Origin of the sequence: Streptomyces sp. NPDC001194 (assembly GCF_042896985.1) — a bacterium.
Classification (GTDB): domain Bacteria; phylum Actinomycetota; class Actinomycetes; order Streptomycetales; family Streptomycetaceae; genus Streptomyces.
In genome coordinates, this window is record NZ_JBIAXU010000001.1 from 112,859 (window position 1) to 132,910 (window position 20,052).

The 20,052-nt window shown below is 72.6% G+C and carries 14 protein-coding genes; 11 read left to right on the top strand and 3 right to left on the bottom strand.

The features are described from left to right. Positions 1 to 179: 179 nt before the first annotated feature. Positions 180 to 1,253, top strand: coding sequence for a hypothetical protein (locus tag ACFY1T_RS00580; RefSeq protein WP_390786395.1), 1,074 nt, complete (start codon positions 180 to 182; stop codon positions 1,251 to 1,253). After that, complete coding sequence (locus ACFY1T_RS00585) at positions 1,250 to 2,794, top strand: hypothetical protein (RefSeq protein WP_390786396.1); 1,545 nt, start codon at positions 1,250 to 1,252, stop codon at positions 2,792 to 2,794. The genes ACFY1T_RS00580 and ACFY1T_RS00585 overlap by 4 nt, the downstream gene beginning before the upstream one ends. Here the strand turns inward: ACFY1T_RS00585 and ACFY1T_RS00590 are convergent. Continuing rightward, a complete protein-coding gene (locus ACFY1T_RS00590) occupies positions 2,791 to 4,095 on the bottom strand; it encodes a heparan-alpha-glucosaminide N-acetyltransferase domain-containing protein (protein WP_390786397.1) in 1,305 nt (434 codons plus the stop codon). The genes ACFY1T_RS00585 and ACFY1T_RS00590 overlap by 4 nt on opposite strands. A gap of 179 nt (positions 4,096 to 4,274) precedes the next feature. Here ACFY1T_RS00590 and ACFY1T_RS00595 point away from each other — a divergent pair, with 179 nt between their 5' ends. Further along, positions 4,275 to 4,880 (top strand): hypothetical protein, encoded by a 606-nt coding sequence (locus tag ACFY1T_RS00595; RefSeq protein WP_390786398.1) that lies wholly within the window; start codon positions 4,275 to 4,277, stop codon positions 4,878 to 4,880. 217 nt (positions 4,881 to 5,097) lie between these two features. Continuing rightward, on the top strand, positions 5,098 to 5,514 hold the full coding sequence (locus ACFY1T_RS00600; RefSeq protein ID WP_390786399.1) for a hypothetical protein: 417 nt from the start codon (positions 5,098 to 5,100) through the stop codon (positions 5,512 to 5,514). Between the two features lie 6 nt (positions 5,515 to 5,520). Here ACFY1T_RS00600 and ACFY1T_RS00605 read toward each other — a convergent pair whose 3' ends face one another. Then, a complete protein-coding gene (locus ACFY1T_RS00605) occupies positions 5,521 to 6,183 on the bottom strand; it encodes a TetR/AcrR family transcriptional regulator (protein ID WP_390786400.1) in 663 nt (220 codons plus the stop codon). A gap of 160 nt (positions 6,184 to 6,343) precedes the next feature. Between ACFY1T_RS00605 and ACFY1T_RS00610 the strand changes: the two genes are divergently transcribed. The 7 genes from ACFY1T_RS00610 to ACFY1T_RS00640 all read left to right on the top strand — a co-directional run bounded on the left by ACFY1T_RS00610 (position 6,344) and on the right by ACFY1T_RS00640 (position 16,808). After that, positions 6,344 to 8,116 (top strand): glycoside hydrolase family 3 protein, encoded by a 1,773-nt coding sequence (locus ACFY1T_RS00610; RefSeq protein WP_390786401.1) that lies wholly within the window; start codon positions 6,344 to 6,346, stop codon positions 8,114 to 8,116. A gap of 226 nt (positions 8,117 to 8,342) precedes the next feature. Next, positions 8,343 to 9,083, top strand: a complete 741-nt coding sequence (locus tag ACFY1T_RS00615; RefSeq protein WP_030153642.1) for a response regulator transcription factor — start codon at positions 8,343 to 8,345, stop codon at positions 9,081 to 9,083. 2 nt (positions 9,084 to 9,085) lie between these two features. Continuing rightward, a complete protein-coding gene (locus ACFY1T_RS00620; protein ID WP_390786931.1) occupies positions 9,086 to 10,201 on the top strand; it encodes an ATP-binding protein in 1,116 nt (371 codons plus the stop codon). Between the two features lie 259 nt (positions 10,202 to 10,460). Beyond that, positions 10,461 to 14,342, top strand: coding sequence for a multifunctional oxoglutarate decarboxylase/oxoglutarate dehydrogenase thiamine pyrophosphate-binding subunit/dihydrolipoyllysine-residue succinyltransferase subunit (locus ACFY1T_RS00625; protein ID WP_390786402.1), 3,882 nt, complete (start codon positions 10,461 to 10,463; stop codon positions 14,340 to 14,342). A 211-nt stretch (positions 14,343 to 14,553) separates the two neighbouring features. After that, positions 14,554 to 14,916, top strand: coding sequence for a hypothetical protein (locus tag ACFY1T_RS00630; RefSeq protein WP_390786403.1), 363 nt, complete (start codon positions 14,554 to 14,556; stop codon positions 14,914 to 14,916). Positions 14,917 to 15,594: 678 nt separating this feature from the next. Beyond that, positions 15,595 to 16,236 (top strand): CPCC family cysteine-rich protein, encoded by a 642-nt coding sequence (locus ACFY1T_RS00635; RefSeq protein ID WP_390786404.1) that lies wholly within the window; start codon positions 15,595 to 15,597, stop codon positions 16,234 to 16,236. Positions 16,237 to 16,433: 197 nt separating this feature from the next. Further along, the gene (locus ACFY1T_RS00640) at positions 16,434 to 16,808 is read left to right on the top strand and encodes a hypothetical protein (RefSeq protein WP_158734265.1); all 375 of its coding nucleotides are present in this window, start codon (positions 16,434 to 16,436) and stop codon (positions 16,806 to 16,808) included. A gap of 177 nt (positions 16,809 to 16,985) precedes the next feature. On the opposite strand, the gene fxsT is transcribed toward ACFY1T_RS00640, so the two are convergent. Further along, the gene (fxsT, locus tag ACFY1T_RS00645) at positions 16,986 to 19,994 is read right to left on the bottom strand and encodes an FxSxx-COOH system tetratricopeptide repeat protein (RefSeq protein ID WP_390786405.1); all 3,009 of its coding nucleotides are present in this window, start codon (positions 19,992 to 19,994) and stop codon (positions 16,986 to 16,988) included. Positions 19,995 to 20,052: the final 58 nt, after the last annotated feature.

The window sequence follows — 20,052 nt, forward strand, 5'->3', positions numbered from 1 at the left end:
ACAGGCGAGCGCGCGCTTGCGGAGGTCCGTCGTGACGGTGGTCGCCCTCCAGGGCCGGATCCGGAAGACGGGCCCTGGGGGCGGCTCTTCGAGATCGGCTGCTTTTCGCCTCTGCTCCGGGCCCCGGGTACCGCACCATGGCGGTCCCCGGGGAGCCGGGGCCAAGGCTTGGGGGAGCCGTGACGGAGACGACCAGCGAGCAGCACGAACCGGCGGGGGAACCCGAGAGCGCCATCGGGCCCGAGCCGAACCCGACGGGCGAGCGGGACGCGACGGAGGAACAGGCGGCGCCGGACGAACAGGCCGGCCTCGACACGGCCGCCGAGCCGGAAGCCGAGACCGCAGCCGAGGCCGAGACCGAGGCCGAAGCCGCAGCCGAGGCCGAGACCGCCGACGAACCCGGGGCCGAGCCCGCCACGCCACCCGAGGAGCCGGCCCCGGAACCCGAACCCGAACCCGAAGGCCAACGGCTCGGTCGTCGGCTGCGCGGGCGGCTGCGGACGATGGCGCTCGCCGCCGCCGGAGTGGCGCTCAGCGCGGTGGTCGCCGCGGTCGTCTCGGCGTACCTCGACATCTGGTCCGCGAGCGAACCGCCGCCCGGCGCCCCGCGGATCACCGCCGCCTCCGAGGTCTGGTGGGACCTGCTCAACGACCACCACCTCGTACGGGCCGCGCCGGGCTCCACGTACGAGAAGGAACCGCTCCTCATGGGCGATGCCCAGGACTCCCTGGCGCAGATCGTCACCGAGGGCGGGGTCGACGCGGGCATGATGCGGATCCGGCTGATCCTCACCAACTTCACCCGCACGCCCGCCACCATCACCTCCGTCCGGGCCCGCATCGAACGCACGCACCCCGTGCCCGCCGGCCCGCTCTACTACTGCGGCGGACCCCAGGGAAGCGCCGATGTCAGCCGGGTGACCCTCGATCTGTCCCGCCCCGAGCAGCCCGCCGTGGAGCAGGGCGCCCAAGGCCAGCCGCAGGCGCAGTACCCGAGCACCAAGGTCCAGGTGGCGGCGCAGGGGGATCCGGCCTACTTCGACGTCGCCGTCCAGGCGGACACCGCGACGGGCCCGGCCGCCGTCGCCTACGAGTTCGTACTCGACATCGCCTACACGCAGGGGAACCGGCAGCAGCACCTGCTCGTGGACACGGCGGGACGTCCGTTCGTCCTCGCCCAGGGGATCGAGAAGTGGACTCAGGCGTTCCGCTGCAACGGCACCGGGTGGAGCACACCGGGACAAGCGGGATGAGCGCCGTCGTGGCGAGCGGCCGGCCGAGGGGCCGGCGCCGTTCCGTCATCACCGCGGCGGCATCCGTCCTCGCCCTCGTCCTGTGCTCCGCCCTCACCGTCACGCTCCTGCGTGCGCTGTTCCCCGCCCCGGACGGTCCCGGCCGGCACGGCCTGTACGCGACCGGTGCACCCCTCCTGAACGGCGACGGCGACGGCGGCACCCCCTGGACCGCCACCCTCCCGCAGCCCGGCCGACAGCCCCCGGCCGAGCTGATGCGCGGCGCCCTGGGCTGCGTTCCGCTGTTCCGGTGGGCCACCGCCGCCCGCGCCGTACCCCGCGGGCAGGTCACCCTCGCGTACTCCGTCGGGGCTTCCCCGTCCCGCCCTGCCCTGGTCCGGGGGGTCCGCGTGGTCAAGGGGCCGGCCGTCCCCGTACCCCGCGGCGACGACGTCGGCTGCGCCGGATGGGCGCAGGAGGAAAGGCTGGCCGCCATCACCGCGGCCCGCGGCAAGCCCGTGCAGCCGGTCCGCCTCTCCCTGGACCACGCCGGCACCCGCCAGGAGGCCCCGCTCCCGGTCCGGGCCGGCGGCACGGCCACGGGGCTGGTCACCGTCACGACGACCGCCTGCGCCTGCTCCTGGTGGCTGGAACTGGACGTGGAGGAGAACGGCAGGCAGGTCACCGTGCGGGTGGACGACGACGGCCGCCCCTTCACCCTGGCACCGCCGACCGCCCCGCTCTCGACCTCCGCCGACCGGGAAGTCTTCGCGTCCCGCCCGCTCTCCCGGGCCTTCGGCGACCCGCAGCCTCCCCGGGCCGGGGTCTCCGTCGCCGCCGCGCTGGTGCCGATGCCCGACGGCTGGGAGGCCGAGTCCGACGTCCCGCAGGACCCGGCGGCGGCCGTGGGGGGCGAGGCCCGGCTGGGCGGTGTGGCCTGCCGCCGCATGTACGACTCCGTGGTGGGCGCCGGCGGCGTGCCGGCCGGCGCCCACGTGCTCGATCTCCGGATCAGCGGTCCCGCCCTCGTCGAAGGGGCCGTACTGGACGCGTCGGTCCGGCTGGAGACCGTCCGCCTCGATGCGGCGCAGCGCTACCGCTACTCCTGCGCGCGCGCCGGCGTGGCCCCGGGATCCCCCGTCGAGCGGCCGGACATCGCGCGGCACCTGTTTCCCGACACCCTGCACGCGCTGGGTCCGTTTCCCAGCGGCTCGCTGAAGTACGACCCGAGCTGGCGCCCCGAGCGGGGCGTGGGCCTGTCGATGCCGCTCGCCGTGGCCGAGCCGTTCGCCTTCGGCAAGGCGGGCCCGGACGGCCGGGGCGCCTTCGGCATCAGCGCCGTCATCGCGCCCATCCGAGCCACCTACGGCATGACGGTGGAAGTGACGGTCACCCTGCCGACCGGCGAACGCGGCGAGTTCACCCTGACCGACCACGGCAGGCCGTTCCTGCTCGGACCCGACAGGACCGAGCTGAACCCGGCGCACCAGCAGGACCACGTCGAACCGTTCGCCGATCCGCACGCCCGCTACCAGGACAAACTACCCCAGGACACCCCCTAGCGACCGGTGCAGTGGCCCGGCCGGGCGTAGACGGAGATCCGGGCGCCCCGGACCTCGTCCGTCGAGCACAGGTCGAAGTGCGAGGCCAGCGTCAGGCGTTTGACCGCCTCGCGGGGGTACGGGTCCAGCGGCTGGTCCGCCGGGTCCGTCAGGGCCACCACCCGGGGGGCGTCCACCAGGCGGGCCCGGATCCGCTCCGTCGGGAGCTCCGTGCCCTGGAGGCTGTGCGAAGCCGCCGGGGTGCGGTCCAGGGCCAGGTCGCGCAGGCTCCCGTACAGCCCGGGCGAGGACAGCAGCCACTCGCGCCGCCGCGAGGGCATGAACAGCACGGCGTCTCCCGGACGCGCCCGTTCCCGTACGACGGCGGCCACCGCGAGCACGTCGTCCTTGCGGCTCTCGGGCGTGCGCAGCCACACCGACCACCACCCGAACGGCACCAGCAGCGCGCCCGCCAGCAGCCACGGCCACCACCCCCGGGCCGCCGCCAGCCGGGCCCCGGCGAGCAGGGCGAGCCCGGCCAGCGCGTAGAGCACGTACCGGTCCACGTACCAGGGGTGGACGAGGGAGACCGCCATGAGCAGGCCGGGCGGGACGAGGGCCAGCGGCAGGGCGACCCGGACCAGCTCCCGCGGTACGGCAGGGCTCCGCGCGAGCAGCAGGGCGGCCGCCGCGACCACCCCGTACGCCGCCCAGTCCCGCCAGCCCGGCCTGCCGAGCCAGCCCAGCTGCTGCTCCGCCTGCCGGGCGCTCACCACGGCCAGCGGCAGCAGCAGGGCCACCACCGCGGCGGCGCTCCACCGCCAGCCGCGCGAGCGCCGGGCGGCGACCCCGTGCGCGAGGAGGGCCAGTACGGCGAACTCGTGGAGCCAGCAGCCCAGCAGCAGGACCACGGCGTACGCGACCCACCGCTCGCGCAGCATCAGGTACGTCGCCCATGCCACGGCCGCCGCGACCAGGGCGTACGAGCGCCCCTCCTGCGCGTACATCTGCACCGGCGGCAGCACGGCGTAGACCGCCCCGGACCACAGCGCGGCCCGCTCCCCCGCCAGCCGGTGCGCGACGGCGGCCACCCCGGCGGCCGCGAGGGCGGTGGCGGCGACCGACGGCAGGCGCAGCGCCCACAGGCCGCCGGTGCCCGGCCCGCCGCCCGGCCCGGCTCCCCCGCCGTCCCAGACCGCGAACACCGCGTGCATCAGCAGGTAGTAGAGGCCGTGCACGGCGTCGACCTGCCCGAGCAGCTCCCCGATCCCGCCGAGCGGCCGGTGCGCCACCTGCCAGGTGACGGACTCGTCGCGCCACATGCTGCCGCGGCCGCCCGCGCCGGCGCGCTCCAGGCCCCAGAGGCCGAGGAGGAAGGCGAGCAGCGGCGGCAGCCAGCGCCAGGCGGCGGTGCGGCGGATGTCGTCCTCCTGGTGCTTTCCGAGCGGGGGGTGCCGACTCCATACTCGGGGGTCGGCCCGAAGACCTCCGGGGGTGGGGTGTGCGCGCGTTCCGAGCGGTGGCGGCGGTGCTGCTGAGTGCGGTGGTCCTGGCGGGGTGCGGTTCGGGGGGCGGCGGGTCGGACAGACCCTCCGCGAAGCCCCCGCCGGGCGGCGGCAGCCCCACGGCGTCGGCCTCCGCCTCGGCCCGGCCGTCCTCCGATCCCGCGTCCCCGGGCACGACCGGCGCACCGCCGGGGAAGCCGACGGGCGCCCCGAGCGCCTCGTCCGCGCCCGTCTCCCCCGGGCCCTCCTCGGCGCTGGAGCGCCTGGTCACGGTCGCCCGGACCGGAGGCTACGCCGGGAAGTCGAGCACCCTGCTGGTCAAGGGCGACGGCTCGTGGACCCGGCTGGACCGGCAGATGAGCCCGGCCGGCACCGGGAAGCTGCCGGCGGACCGGGAGGCGAAGCTGCGCGCGGCGCTCGCGCAGGCGGACCTCGCGCACCTGCCGAGGTTCCCGACGGGCGGCCCGGCGGTGTTCGACGGGTTCGTCTACACCTTCGTGCAAGGCGGCTACGAGGTCACCGTGGCCCAGGAGTCCCTGACCCCGGCCCTGCGCGCCGTCCTGGCCGAGCTGCCCCCGTTCGAGGCCGACCCGTCGCGTTGACTGCGCCCGGGCCCGGCCGTTGACTGAAAGAGGAGCGAACACCGCAGCAGAGGTCCGCCGAGGGGGGCTCCCCCGAGAAAGGTCGCGGCCCATGTATCGCAGACGTCCGAACGTGCGGTTGCGCTCGTTCCCGGTTCTCGCGGCGCTCGCCTTGTCCCAGGTTCTCGCCCTGGGCGGATTCTCCGCCCAGGCTTCACCGCCTGCGGCCGGGGCCGTCGTGACGACCGCTGCGGACTTCACCTGCCTCACCTCCGACGACCCTTACTGGCAGGGCTGCCGCAAGGGATTCGGAGAGGGCTGGGCCGCGGGCGCGAAGTGCAAGCCGAAGCCCGCGCTGCCCTACGGCGATCCGTTCAACCGGTTCCGCCACGGGTACGTCGACGGCTTCAGCGCGGGGTACGACGGAGGGCTGCGGGATTCCGGCTGCCCTCCGCTCCACCCGGTCCCCGCGGATCCGCCGGCGCCACAGGTGCCGCCGAAGGCCGACCCCGATCAGGAGCGCAAGCGCGCCCGGGCCGAGGCCGCGTGCACGGCCAGGATCCCCACGACCACCACCGGCGAGGACAGGAACCGCATCCTGGCGGCGTGCATGGCGGAAGCCGGATTCCCCGGGCACGACCAGCACGGGCGCTGACGCCCTCTAGGGCGTGTCAGCCTGCAGCCCCGTGCCCGCCGTGGAGATCGCGCGCAGCTGCCGGTCCAGGTACGCGCGCAGCAGGGCCGGCATGTCGACCGCCCCGGGGGCCAGCACCCACTGGATCTGGAGCCCGTCCATGACGGCCAGGGTCTCGCGGGCGACGGCCTCGCAGTCGGTGCCGGGCCGCAGCTCGCCCCGCGCGACGCCGGTTTCCAGGAGCCGGACGTTGTGGGCGAGCACCCGGGTGTAGCGCCGGGTGAAGTACGCGTGCGCCGGGTGGCCGGGGTTCCCGGACTCGCCGACCAGCGTGTTGTACATCCGTACGAGGCCGGGCCGGCGGGTGTTGTCCGCGGCCAGGGCGACGAGGGTGGCGTAGTACGCGGCGACGGACTCGGCGGGCTCGCGGAACAGCCGCTCCACGTCGTGCTGCTCGCTCTGCGCCAGTACCGACAGCAGCAGGTCCTCCTTGCCGCGGAAGTGGTGCAGCAGCCCGCCCTGCGTGATGCCGCAGTCCTGGGCGATGCGGGCGAGCGAGGAGGCGTTGAAGCCCCACTGCGCGAAGTGCTCCACCGCGGTGTCGAGGATCTTGCGGCGGCGGGCGTCGCCCACCGCGTAGGTGCCGCGGCCGGCGTCCTTCGGGGCGTCCGCCTCCTTGTGCTGTGCCATGCGGACCACCCTAGGCGGTGTCCGCTCCCGCCTCCGGAGAGGGGTGATCCAGGTCACTTTTCCAAAACCTAGTGAGTACAAGGTTTTCGCGCTTACGGTGGTGCGCACCCTCCCCGGAACCGCCGCACTGCACCGCACCGCACCCAGGAGCCGTACGCCGATGAACGCCACGCCCGCCGCCGCCATCCCCCCGTACAAGGACGCCGCCCTCGCCGTGGACCTGCGCGTGGCGGACCTGCTCTCCCGGATGACCCTGGAGGAGAAGGCCGGCCAGCTCTTCCACTCCATGCTGATGATGAATCCGGACGGCACTCCGGTCACCGAGACCGACGGCTCGATGCTCCCGTTCACGACGCCCGAGCTGATCGGGAACCGCTTCATCAGCCACTTCAACCTGCTCGGCACGTACGGCGCCCGCGAGATGGCCCGGTGGCAGAACGCGGTGCAGGAGATGGCCGCGGCCACCCGCCTCGGGATCCCGGTCACCCTCTCGACCGACCCCCGGCACGCCTTCACCGACAACGTCGGCGCCTCCTTCAACGCCGGCGCCTTCTCCGCCTGGCCGGAGGCCCTGGGCCTGGCCGCGATCGGCGACCCGGAGCTGGTCTTCCGCTTCGCGGACACCGTCCGCCGCGAGTACCTGGCCGTCGGCTTCCGCGTCGCCCTGCACCCGCAGATCGACCTGGCGAGCGAGCCCCGCTGGGCCCGCCAGACGGGCACCTTCGGCTCGGACGCGCGGCTCACCGCCGAGCTGGTGCAGGCGTACGTACGAGGTCTGCAGGGCCCGGAGCTCGGCCCCGAGTCCGTCTCGGCGATGGTCAAGCACTTCCCCGGCGGCGGCCCGCAGAAGGACGGCGAGGACCCGCACTTCGCGCACGGCAGGGAGCAGGTCTACCCGGGCGGGATGCGCGAGCACCACCTGGAGCCGTTCAAGGCGGCGATCGCCGCCGGCTGCGCGCAGATGATGCCGTACTACGGCCAGCCGATCGGCACGGACTGGGAAGAGGTCGGCTTCGGCTTCAACAAGGGCGTGGTCACCGGCCTGCTCCGGGAGGAGCTGGGCTTCGGGGGGATCGTCTGCACCGACTGGGGGCTGCTCAACGACTCGTCGATCTTCGGCGAGGTCCACCCGGCCCGGGCCTGGGGCGTGGAGCACCTGCCGGTCACCGAGCGGGCGGCGCGCGCGCTGGACGCCGGCTGCGACCAGTTCGGCGGGGAGCAGTGCCCCGAGGTGATCGTCGAGCTGGTCCGCTCGGGGCGGATACCGCAGTCCCGGATCGACGCGTCGGTGGCGCGGCTGCTGCGCGAGAAGTTCGTACTGGGCCTGTTCGAGAACCCGTACGTGGACCCGGACGCGGCGGCGGAGACGGTCGGCCGGGCCGATTTCGCGGCGGCGGGGGCGGCGGCCCAGCGCCGCTCCCTGACGCCGCTGACCAACCCCGGCGGCTTCCTGCCGCTCACCGGGACCCCGAAGCTGTACGTGGAGGGCGTGGACGAGGCCGTCGCGGCCGGGTACGGCGAGGTGGTGTCCGACCCGCAGGAGGCGGACGTGGCGGTGCTGCGGCTGCGCACCCCGTACGAGCCGCGGGAGAACATCTTCGAGTCCTTCTTCCACTCGGGCTCACTGGCCTACCCGGAGCCGGAGCTGTCCCGGATCCTGGCCCTGCTGGCCCGTGTACCCACCCTGGTCTGCATCAACCTGGAGCGGGCGGCCGTGATCCCGGAGATCGCCGAGCGGGCGGCGGCGCTGATCGCGGACTACGGCGCCGAGGACTCCGCGCTGCTGGACGTGGCCTTCGGCCGGGCCGCGGCGCAGGGGAGGCTGCCCTTCGAGCTGCCGCGGTCGATGGCGGCGGTGGAGGCCTCGCGGCCGGACGTGCCGAACGACACGGTCGACCCTGTGTTCCCGTACGGGCACGGGCTGTCCCTGTAGGGGGTCGACAAAAGTGTCCCCACATGCGCGCGGTGGTTGACGATCACCGCGCACCGGGTGGCCGTTCTGTGGGGGGACGGCCACCCGGCATCACCGCCCATATCCGCATTCCCGCCATAATCGGAACCTCTGATTCCGCCCCTCTCCCTGTCTGAACCCCGCATAGCCGCAGGCCGGTGCCTCCTCTACGCTGCACCCCTACCACGCGGATCTTCAGGGGCGGGAAATGGAACAGACACACACCACCCACGGCGGTGCCGCGGCCACCCCCGGCGCTCAGCGGCGCGTGCTCGTGGTCGAGGACGACCGTACGATCGCCGACGCCATCGCGGCCCGGCTGCGCGCCGAGGGTTTCCAGGTGCAGGCCGCGTTCGACGGACCGGCCGCCGTGGCGGCGGCCGAGAGCTGGCAGCCCGAGCTGCTGGTCCTCGACGTGATGCTGCCCGGCTTCGACGGCCTGGAGGTCTGCCGCCGGGTCCAGGCCCAGCGGCCGGTGCCGGTGCTCATGCTCACCGCGCGGGACGACGAGACCGACATGCTGGTCGGGCTCGGGGTCGGCGCGGACGACTACATGACGAAGCCGTTCTCGATGCGCGAGCTCGCGGCGCGGGTCCACGTCCTGCTGCGGCGCGTGGAGCGGGCCACCCTGGCCGCCACCGCCCCCCGCGGGGCCACCCTCCGCCTGGGCGACCTCGAGATCGACCACGCGCAGCGCCGGGTCCGGGTCCAGGCCGAGGACGTGCACCTGACGCCGACCGAGTTCGACCTGCTGGTCTGCCTGGCCGGGACCCCGCGGGCGGTGCTCTCCCGGGAGCAGCTGCTCGCCGAGGTCTGGGACTGGGCCGACGCGTCCGGGACCCGTACGGTCGACAGCCACATCAAGGCCCTGCGCCGCAAGATCGGGGCGGAGCGGATCCGTACGGTCCACGGCGTCGGGTACGCCCTGGAGACCCCGGCGCAGGCGTGAGCATCGGGCGGGATCGAGGGCGCGGCGTCAGCCGCTCCGGTGGAGCCGGTGCTCGCACCGGGGGGCTGCGGCCGTTCTCGCCGTTCTCGATCAAGACCAAGCTGGGCACGCTCGTCGTGGTCTCGGTCTTCATCACCACGGGCCTGCTGATGGTGGCGGTGCGCACGAGCACCGAGTTCCGGTTCATCACGGTGTTCTCGGTGATCGCCTCGATGCTGATCACGCAGTTCGTGGCGCACAGCCTGACCGCGCCGCTGGACGAGATGACCACGGTGGCCCGGGCGATATCCGACGGCGACTACACGCGCCGGGTGCGCGGGGCCGGGCGCCGCGACGAGCTGGGCGACCTGGCCTCCACGATCAACCTGATGGCGGACGACCTGGAGGCGGTCGACCGGCACCGCAAGGAGCTGGTCGCCAACGTCTCGCACGAGCTGCGCACGCCGATCGCGGCGCTGCGGGCGGTGCTGGAGAACGTGGTGGACGGGGTCTCGGCCGCCGATCCCGAGACCATGCGCACGATGCTGAAGCAGACCGAGCGCCTGGGCCGGCTCGTGGAGACCCTGCTGGACCTGTCCCGGGTGGACAACGGGGTGGTGCCGCTGAAGGCGCGCCGCTTCGAGGTGTGGCCGTACCTGTCGGGGGTCCTGAAGGAATCGGGCCTCGCGGCGGCCGGCCGGCCGGGCCTGTCCTCCGGCTCGGGCGGGCACACCCGCAACGACGTGCACCTGCACCTGGACGTGTTCCCGCCCGAGCTCACCGCGTACGCGGACGCCGAGCGCCTGCACCAGGTGGTGGCGAACCTGATCGACAACGCGGTCAAGCACAGCCCGCCGCACGGCCGGGTCACGGTCCGGGCCCGGGAGGGCGAAGCGCCCGGGAGCCTGGCGCTGGAGGTACGGGACGAGGGCCCGGGCATCCCGGAGGCCGAGCGGCACCGGGTCTTCGAGCGGTTCAACCGGGGCGGCGCCAACGGCGGCGACGGGGGCACCGGTCTGGGGCTGGCGATCGCCCGCTGGGCCGTCGGCCTGCACGGAGGGCACATCGGGGTGGCCGAATCGTCACGCGGCTGCCGCATCCTCGTCACGCTTCCGGGCAGCTCCCCGGCGTCACATTGACGTAGGGTTCGAGTGCGTAGGACATGATCTCGGCCACACGTGCCCGGGATCCGTCAGGGGTGCGAAGCCATGGGGGCCGCAACCACGCTGCCCCCTACCCGAACCAGGCTGGTTTCCCGCCATTCAGAGCGGCGAAACCCGCCGTTCGGTGTGACCTACATGACGTATCTCCCGCCCGGTCTGCATCCACCGGCCAGGGAGGCGTAGCCTTTATTCCCGCTGTCCATACCTTGTGAAGCGGAAGAGGGCGGTTGCCGCCGTGTCGCCACAGTCCCCCAGTAACCCGAGCACCACGACCGAAGCAGCAGAGGGCGGGAAGACCCCTGCCTCAGGCTTCGGTGCCAACGAGTGGCTCGTCGACGAGATCTATCAGCAGTACCTCCAGGACCCGAATTCGGTCGACCGGGCCTGGTGGGACTTCTTCGCCGACTACAAGCCGGGGGGCACTGCGTCTCCGGTGAAGCCGGACGAGCCCAGGAAGTCCCCGACGACGGACGGCGCCTCCGCACAGGCCGCCGCTGTCGCCCCGCAGGTCTCCGACGCCGCCGCCACGGGGGCGGCGAGCGCCGCGCCGACTCCTGCCGCCGCGCCCACGCCTGTGTCAGCTCCTGCCCCTGCTCCTGCCACCCCCTCTGGTGCCCCTGCTGTGACTGTCACCTCCCAGGCCCAGGCCGCCGCACCGGCCGCCGCCGCCCCTCAGGCCCCGGCTCCGGCCGCCGCCGCTCCCGTCGCCGCCCAGAAGGCCGCGCCCGCCGCCGAGGCCCCCGCGGGCCCCGAGCTGGTGACGCTCCGCGGCCCGGCGGCCGCCGTGGCCAAGAACATGAACGCCTCCCTCGACGTCCCGACGGCCACGTCCGTCCGCGCCGTCCCGGTGAAGCTGCTGTTCGACAACCGCATCGTCATCAACAACCACCTGAAGCGGGCCCGGGGCGGGAAGATCTCCTTCACGCACCTGATCGGCTACGCGATGGTGCAGGCCATCAAGGCCATGCCGTCGATGAACTACTCCTTCGCGGAGAAGGACGGCAAGCCCACCCTGGTCAAGCCGGAGCACGTGAACTTCGGCCTCGCGATCGACCTGGTGAAGCCGAACGGCGACCGCCAGCTCGTCGTCGCCGGCATCAAGAAGGCCGAGACCCTCAACTTCTTCGAGTTCTGGCAGGCGTACGAGGACATCGTCCGCCGCGCCCGCGTCGGCAAGCTGACGATGGACGACTTCACCGGCGTCACCGTCTCGCTGACCAACCCCGGCGGCCTGGGCACCGTCCACTCCGTGCCCCGTCTGATGCCCGGACAGTCGGTCATCATGGGCGTCGGCTCCATGGACTACCCCGCCGAGTTCCAGGGCACCTCGCAGGACACCCTGAACAAGCTGGGCATCTCCAAGGTCATGACCCTGACCTCGACCTACGACCACCGGGTCATCCAGGGCGCGGCCTCCGGCGAGTTCCTGCGCATCGTCGCGAACATGCTGCTCGGCGAGAGCGGCTTCTACGACGACGTGTTCGAGGCCCTGCGCATCCCGTACGAGCCCGTCCGCTGGCTCCGGGACATCGACGCCTCGCACGACGACGACGTCACGAAGGCCGCCCGCGTCTTCGAGCTGATCCACTCCTACCGGGTCCGCGGCCACGTCATGGCCGACACCGACCCGCTGGAGTACAAGCAGCGCAAGCACCCCGACCTCGACATCACCGAGCACGGCCTCACCCTGTGGGACCTGGAGCGCGAGTTCGCGGTCGGCGGCTTCTCCGGCAAGTCGATGATGAAGCTCCGCGACATCCTCGGCGTCCTGCGCGACTCGTACTGCCGCACCACCGGCGTCGAGTTCATGCACATCCAGGACCCGAAGCAGCGCCGCTGGATCCAGGACCGCATCGAGCGCCCGCACTCCAAGCCGGAGCGCGAGGAGCAGCTGCGCATCCTGCGCCGCCTGAACGCGGCGGAGGCCTTCGAGACCTTCCTGCAGACGAAGTACGTCGGCCAGAAGCGCTTCTCGCTGGAGGGCGGCGAGTCCGTCATCCCGCTGCTCGACGCCGTCATCGACTCGGCCGCCGAGGCCCGCCTCGACGAGGTCGCGATCGGCATGGCCCACCGCGGCCGCCTGAACGTGCTCGCGAACATCGTCGGCAAGTCGTACGCGCAGATCTTCCGCGAGTTCGAGGGCAACCTCGACCCGAAGTCCATGCACGGCTCCGGTGACGTCAAGTACCACCTGGGCGCCGAGGGCACCTTCACGGGCCTGGACGGGGAGCAGATCAAGGTCTCGCTCGTCGCCAACCCCTCGCACCTGGAGGCGGTGGACCCGGTCCTGGAGGGCGTCGTCCGCGCCAAGCAGGACGTCATCAACAAGGGCGGCACGGACTTCACCGTCCTGCCCGTCGCCCTGCACGGCGACGCGGCCTTCGCCGGCCAGGGTGTCGTCGCCGAGACCCTGAACATGTCGCAGCTGCGCGGCTACCGCACCGGCGGCACCGTCCACGTCGTGATCAACAACCAGGTCGGCTTCACCGCCGCCCCGGAGTCCTCGCGTTCCTCGATGTACGCGACCGACGTGGCCCGCATGATCGAGGCGCCGATCTTCCACGTGAACGGCGACGACCCGGAGGCCGTGGTCCGCATCGCGCGGCTCGCCTTCGAGTTCCGTCAGGCGTTCAACAAGGACGTCGTGATCGACCTCATCTGCTACCGCCGCCGCGGTCACAACGAGTCGGACAACCCGGCGTTCACGCAGCCGCTGATGTACGACCTGATCGACAAGAAGCGCTCGGTGCGCAAGCTGTACACCGAGTCCCTCATCGGTCGCGGCGACATCACGCTGGAAGAGGCGGAGCAGGCGCTCCAGGACTTCCAGGGCCAGCTGGAGAAGGTCTTCGCGGAGGTCCGCGAGGCCGCCACGCAGCCCGCCGGCGCCCCGGTGCCGCCCGCGCAGACCGCGCAGGAGTTCCCGGTCACGGTGAACACCGCCATCTCGCAGGACGTCGTCAAGCGGATCGCCGAGTCCCAGGTCAACATCCCCGACCACGTCACCGTCCACCCGCGTCTGCTGCCGCAGCTGCAGCGCCGTGCCGCGATGATCGACGACGGCACCATCGACTGGGGCATGGGCGAGACCCTCGCCTTCGGCTCGCTGCTGATGGAGGGCACCCCGGTCCGGCTGTCCGGCCAGGACTCCCGCCGCGGCACGTTCGGCCAGCGCCACGCGGTCCTCATCGACCGGGAGACCGGCGAGGACTACACCCCGCTGCAGTACCTGTCGGACGAGCAGGCCCGCTACAACGTCTACGACTCGCTGCTCTCCGAGTACGCGGCCATGGGCTTCGAGTACGGCTACTCGCTGGCCCGACCGGACGCGCTGGTCCTCTGGGAGGCCCAGTTCGGTGACTTCGTCAACGGCGCGCAGACCGTCGTCGACGAGTTCATCTCCTCGGCGGAGCAGAAGTGGGGCCAGACCAGCGGCGTCACCCTCCTCCTGCCGCACGGCTACGAGGGCCAGGGCCCGGACCACTCGTCCGCCCGCCCGGAGCGCTTCCTCCAGATGTGCGCGCAGGACAACATGACGGTCGCCATGCCGACCCTGCCGTCGAACTACTTCCACCTGCTGCGCTGGCAGGTCCACAACCCGCACCACAAGCCGCTCATCGTCTTCACCCCGAAGTCGATGCTGCGCCTGAAGGCGGCGGCGTCGAAGGCGGAGGAATTCACGAGCGGTTCGTTCCGTCCGGTCATCGGCGACACCACGGTGGACCCGAACGCGGTCCGCAAGGTCGTCTTCTGCGCGGGCAAGGTCTACTACGACCTGGAGGCCGAGCGGGAGAAGCGCGGCATCACGGACACCGCGATCATCCGCATCGAGCGGCTGTACCCGCTGGCGGGTGCCGAGATCCAGGCGGAGATCGCCAAGTTCCCGAACGCGGCGAAGTACATCTGGGCGCAGGAAGAGCCGGCGAACCAGGGTGCGTGGCCGTTCATCGCGCTGAACCTGATCGACCACCTCGACCTGGCGGTCGGCGCGGACGTCCCGGCGGGCGAGCGCCTGCGGCGCATCTCGCGCCCGCACGGCTCCTCCCCCGCGGTGGGCTCGGCCAAGCGCCACCAGGCGGAGCAGCAGCTCCTCCTGAACGAGGTCTTCGAGGCGTAAGCCTCGCCGTCCGACCGGAAGGCCCGGCACCCCGACAGGGGTGCCGGGCCTTCCGGCTGTCCGGGGGGCGGGGGGCAGGGGCGGGGGCGGGGCTCCTCCCGGGCAGCGTCCGGCGGCCCAGGCCTGCCGGGTAATCCTTTGTGCGTGTCACTCCGGGCGGGTATCTTCGCGCCGCACATCGTTTGACGTGCGCGAACCCGGACGGAGTCCCTTGCAAGACGATCACATGGCCGCCGGCCTCGTCGGTCTTCTCCTCGTTGCCGTCGCGATCCTCGTGCCCCTGGCAGGAGCCGTGGCCGCAGCCCTCGCGATCCGCCGGCGAGGCCGCGCTGCCCGCCTCGCCATGGCGGGCTGCCTGGTCATGCTGCCCGGGCCGATCATGTCCGCCGTCGGCACGGCCGTGCGCCTGGAACCCCTCATGCGCACGGTCGGGACCTCCATGGCCGCCCATGTGCTCACGGCGATGACGCTCCCCTTCCACCTGGTCGGCTTCGGACTCCTCCTCGCCGGGGCACTCGCGGGACCGGCCCGACCGCCACTCCCGCAATCGCCCACACCGGCCGAGCCGCACTGACGGACGGCGAGGTGTCTCGTGATCAGCACGTTCATGTCGCTGACGCGCGAGCGGTCACGCTCCACGTGCGCCTGGAAGCGGGGCAGGCCGTGAGCGGCACACCCGGCGCAGGAGTCCGGGGGCGCGCCGGTAACCGCGGGACCAGGTCGCGGGCTCCGTCAGACGGCCTCGATGTCGGAGGGCGCCGACCCGGGTTTGCGGCGGGGGTGATCTGATGGCGGGGATGGCAATCTGGAGTTCATGGCCGCAGCGGCCGAGTACGTGCCCGAGCACCGGGCATGGTCCCGCCTCGACGGCATCGACCCGGCGAGCCCGGCGGCTCGGCAAGTGGCGTTGCCGGACGCGTTCGCCGATGGAACCTGTGGCGCACCGGACTTCGCCCACGGTTGGTGGGAAGCCCGTCGCGCTGCCTGGGACGCCTTCCGGCACTCGAAAACCGGCCGAAACGGGAAGTGAGCACCCAGTGTTGCGCATCCGACAAGGTGTCGTGCACCTCGGCGACCCGGGAGCCGGTCGCCGAGTACAAGGCCGCCCAGGGCTACCCGGGCGTCCAGCGGTGGATCGACAGCAGCCGGCTCGGCTCACGACCGGGACGGGGCGGCGGCCGGCCGGCGGGTTGCTCGCGCAGGAACCGCTGGACCGGCTGCGCAAGGCTTTCGGCGAGAAGGGCCACCAGTAGTGACCGCGCACGCATTTGCCTGCATCGTCTGCGGGAACCACACCGTCAGCGTGCCCGGGCACCACGAGATCTGCCCCGTCTGCGGATGGCAGGACGACGGCGGGGACTACCGTGATCCCGACCGGTACGTGGGCGGCCCGAACCACGTCACGCTCCGTGAGGCCCGCGAGAACTACCGGGCGTTCGGCGCCAGTGAGCGTCGGCGGACCGACCGGGTCAGGCCCCCGCTCCCCGAAGAGGTTCCGCCTCCTGAGGACGGGGCCGCCCAGGCTCCCGGCTGGCTCGACTTCGTCGACAACCCCGAAGCGGTGCGGACGGCGTACGGGACACGAGCCGTTCCGGAGCTCGAGGGCGTCGTCGTACGAGAGGTCGTGTGGCGCGTCGGAGAGGGGCCGGAGCTGCTGATCCGTTTCGACCTGCCGGCCGAAAGCGGATTCGACACGGTCCAGGTGCAGCTTCGGCTGATCGGTGCGGCCGCGGCTCTGGAGGCTGCCGAGGACTGCGACCCGGTCGGCCACCTCACACTCACCGCCGGGGCCCGCACGCCCGTGGCCCTGTCGTTGGAAGCCGGACGGTTCCGCGCGCGGGTGAACGCCGACCGGGCATCGATCCACGAGGTCACGGCCCACCGTCCGGATTGACCGGCGGCGCGGGAATTGCTCAAGGCGCCGCCAGCGGGCGGCCGATGATCTTACCGAATTCTGACGCGCCCTCCGGAGACGCCCACAACTGCCCTTCTGCCTCTAGCGTGTTCACAGATCCCCGAGTGCGACCGGTTCGACTCCGGGGAGCGTGAAATCACCTTTCGCAGCACGGAATTACCACAGTTGGAGGAAACATGTCTCGAACCGTCAAGCGGAGCACCAGGCTGGCAACGGTCGCCGGGATGGTGGCGGCCGTCGGCGCAGGAATGATCGTGACCGCACCTGCGAGCCAGGCGGCCCCGGTCGCGGCCTTCCGCCTCAGCAACTTCTCGGCGACCATCGCGAACATCTGCGTCCACACGGACGTCGCGACGAAGTGCTCGGGAAACATAGCGGCGGGAAAGAGCGAGGTGTACAAGGTGGAGTACAAGGGGGCCAACAACTGGTACTGCACTTCGACCGCGAAGGGACTGACCGGCACCGCCAGCACCCCCTATTTCAGCCGGGCCAACGTCAAGGAATGCGCGGAGGTCGGCAACATTTTCGGTGCCAGCATCATGCTCAAGTGACCGTCACCGGGAATTCTGAAATTGCCCTTCGCCTCCTCTTACGGCTGAGCGGTCCGCAGGACTCCGGCGCCGTCGTCACCTCGCACGACGGCTGAGGGTCCCGCCGGCGCCCGGTCCCGTGGACACCGACCACGGGACCGGGCGCCGGACGCCGCGCGGGCGTACCGCGTCCCCCGCCTACGGCTGCGGTTCGAAGTCCCAGTACGGGCGGTTCTGCTGGCGGGCCGAGACCGTGTGGACGTGCTGGGGGCCCAGGGTGCGGGTGAGTGCCTTGAGGCCCGCGTCCTCGTGTTTCTGGGCCTCCGCGTCCTCGCGGGCCGAGCGGAGGTCGGCGGCCAGGGCGATCTGGGCGCTCAGGGTCATCGGGTGGTCCGGGCCCAGGATCCGCTCGCAGCCCCGCAGGGTTTCGCGGCTCAGGGACACCGCGTCCTCGAGGTGCCCCGTGATGTTGCGGTGGCCCGTGGCGTTCAGGGCGCAGCCCAGGGTCCACGGGTGGCGGTCCCCGACCGCGCCGCGCATGCCGACCAGGGCCTGCTCCGCCAGGTTGAGGGCCTCGACCCGTTCGCCCTGGGCGCGCAGGACCAGGCCGAGGTTGCCGACCGTGCCGATGCTGTAGGGGTGGGCGAGTCCGAGTTGGGTCTGGTAGCCGCGGACCACCTCCTCCGAGATCCGGCGGGCCTCGCCGATGTCCCCGTACTCCCGCAGGTACGTCGCGTAGTCCGAGGCCACCATCAGCGTCCAGGGGAACTCCGCGCCGAACACCCGGGTCGAGCGCTCCAGGACGCTGCGCAGGCGGGCCCCGGCGCCCGGGATGTCCCCGGAGCGGCGCAGGCACATGCCGAGGTTGTGCTCGGCCCGCAGGGTCTGGGGGTGGTTGAGGCCGAGGACCTGGGTGTTGAGTTTGAGTCCCTGCTCCTGGCGGGCGAGGGCCTCGCGGTAGCGGCCCATCAGGCGCAGTCCCATCGCGCAGCCGATGCCGGAGGACAGGGTGGCGATGTGCCGTACGCGCAGCACCCGTTCGCGGCGGCGCAGGGTGTCGAGGTCGGCGTCGTAGGCCTCCTGGTAGCGGCCCAGCAGCCGCAGCGCGACGGCTACGTTGTTCTCGGCGTTCAGGGTCGTGGAGTCGTCCTCGCCGAGCAGCTCGCGGTAGCGCGCGAAGGCGTGCTCCAGCAGCTCGCGCGCCTGGTCGAACTTGGCCGTGCTGAGCAGTACCCCGGCGTACGTGCTCGTGGCGCGCAGGGTCTCCAGGTCCCGGTCGCCCCGCTCGGCCAGCAGCCGGTCGGCGACCGATTTGGCGAGGGTCTCGGCGCGCTTGAAGTGCCCGAGCATCCGCAGGGCGCCGCCGTAGTGGTAGCTGAGCTCGCGGACCTGGTCGTGGTCGTCGCCGAGCATCGCGCGCCACACCGCGTCGGTCTGCTCGGCGAGCCGCAGGCAGGTGCGGTACTCGCCGGCGAGGATCAGGTAGCGCAGGCAGTGCAGCAGGAAGGTCTGGATCCGCGGGTTGCTGCTGGTCAGGACGCCGGCGCTCTCCAGATGCGGGATCAGCTCGGCGTAGCGCGGCCACAGGCGGGAGTCGGAGGGGCGGCCCGGGTCGGCGGCCGCGAGGACCTGCCGGACGGCGCGCGAGAGCGGTTCGGCCTCCTCCTCGGAGAGGTTCTCGCGGACGATCCCGTGCACCATGCGGTGCAGCTGCACGGTCTCCAGGCCGCCGCCGCCCTCCTCCACCGACAGGTCGGAGTATTCGAGGCGGACGACGGAGAACTGGACGAGCTTGTTGAGCGCGGCGTTCCACCGGATCTGGTCGTTGATCAGCCCGGCGAGCTGCTCGGGCACGTCGTCGGCGGGGAACTCGCGCAGCAGCCGCAGCGGTACCGGCCCGGGGGCGAAGAACACGAACAGCCGCAGCAGGGAGAGCGCGTCGGGGAAGTTCTCCCGGACGTTGTTCAGCAGTATCGCGAGCGCCGTCGGGAAGGGCACCGGGTAGTCGTCGGAGACGGTGACGGCCTCCCGGGAGTCCAGTCTGCGCTGGAGCAGCGCCAGGTAGTCGCCCACGGTCAGCGGGGAGTCGGCGAGCCAGCCGGCGGTCTGGTCGAGGGCGAGGGGGTAGTCCTCCAGCGCCTCGGCGAGCTGGTCGGCCTCCTCGCCGGTGAGCCGGCGGGCCCGGCGGCGGATGAAGGTGATCGACTCGGGCCGCGCGTACAGCGGGACTTCGAGGAGGCTGGTGTGGCGGGAGGCCCATTCGCGGTTGCGGGAGGTGATGATCACGTCGCCCGCGCCCGAGGGCAGCAGGTCGGTGAGGTCGTCGGGGTTGTCGCAGCCGTCGAAGACCACCAGCCAGCGGCTGTACGGTGATCCGCGCCGCAGTGCCTCCAGGACGGCCCGGATCTGCTCGCCGTAGCTGCCGGCGCCCCGCGGCAGGCCCATCGCCGGGGCCAGGTCGGCGAGCCGCTCGCGCAGCGTGGGCCGGTCCTCCGCGGGGACCCACCACACCACGTCGTACTCGGAGGCGAAGCGGTACGCGTACTCCGTGGCGACCTGCGTCTTGCCCACCCCCGACAGCCCGAGCAGGGTGACGGTCGAGGCGCCGGGCGGGGCGTCGGCGAGGGCGGCGCGCAGCCGGCCGATGACGTCGTTGCGGCCGGTGAAGCGCGGGTTGCGGCGCGGGACCCGGCCCCAGATCTCGGGCGGGTCGTTGGGGAAGCGGGGTCCGCGGCGGCCGGTCTCGGCGCCGATCCGGTCGGTGGGCAGCTCCAGCCGGCGCAGCACCCGGTACTCCGCCTCGTACGCGTCCAGGCCCCACAGGTCGGTCTTCTCCAGTACGGCCACGGCGCTGGGCAGCGGCGCGTCGGTGAGGCAGACGGCCGCGAACCGGTCGGGGTGGCTGTCGGTGACGGCGCGCAGCGCGGTGTTCCACTCCTCGTCGGTGTGGGCGGCGGCCGAGAAGTAGCGCTCGCTGAGGATGAGCAGGACCCGGCTGCCGCTGCGGGCGAGGTCGTCGAGGGCCGGGGCGAGGCCGGGAGTGGACTGCGGGTCCCAGCGTGCGAGGGCGACGCGGTGGCCGTGCTCCTCCAGGCGGTGGGCGATCCACACGGCCCAGGGCCGGTTGAACCCGGCGAAGCTGATGACGAAGCGCTGCGGATGCGCGGCTCCGTCGCGGTCTCGGTCCTGGCGAAGTCCGGTGGTCATGCGGCCGTCTCCCTGGCATCCGGGCGGTGGACGGGCTTGAAAGGTACCGCAGCGGACG

Excerpts from the sequence above, each read along its gene's own strand:
- fxsT (WP_390786405.1), bottom strand. The coding sequence starts at position 19,994 with ATGACCACCGGACTTCGCCAGGACCGAGACCGCGACGGAGCCGCGCAT.
- ACFY1T_RS00640 (WP_158734265.1), top strand. The coding sequence starts at position 16,434 with ATGTCTCGAACCGTCAAGCGGAGCACCAGGCTGGCAACGGTCGCCGGG.
- ACFY1T_RS00605 (WP_390786400.1), bottom strand. The coding sequence starts at position 6,183 with ATGGCACAGCACAAGGAGGCGGACGCCCCGAAGGACGCCGGCCGCGGC.
- ACFY1T_RS00610 (WP_390786401.1), top strand. The coding sequence starts at position 6,344 with ATGAACGCCACGCCCGCCGCCGCCATCCCCCCGTACAAGGACGCCGCC.
- ACFY1T_RS00615 (WP_030153642.1), top strand. The coding sequence starts at position 8,343 with ATGGAACAGACACACACCACCCACGGCGGTGCCGCGGCCACCCCCGGC.
- ACFY1T_RS00585 (WP_390786396.1), top strand. The coding sequence starts at position 1,250 with ATGAGCGCCGTCGTGGCGAGCGGCCGGCCGAGGGGCCGGCGCCGTTCC.
- ACFY1T_RS00590 (WP_390786397.1), bottom strand. The coding sequence starts at position 4,095 with ATGTGGCGCGACGAGTCCGTCACCTGGCAGGTGGCGCACCGGCCGCTC.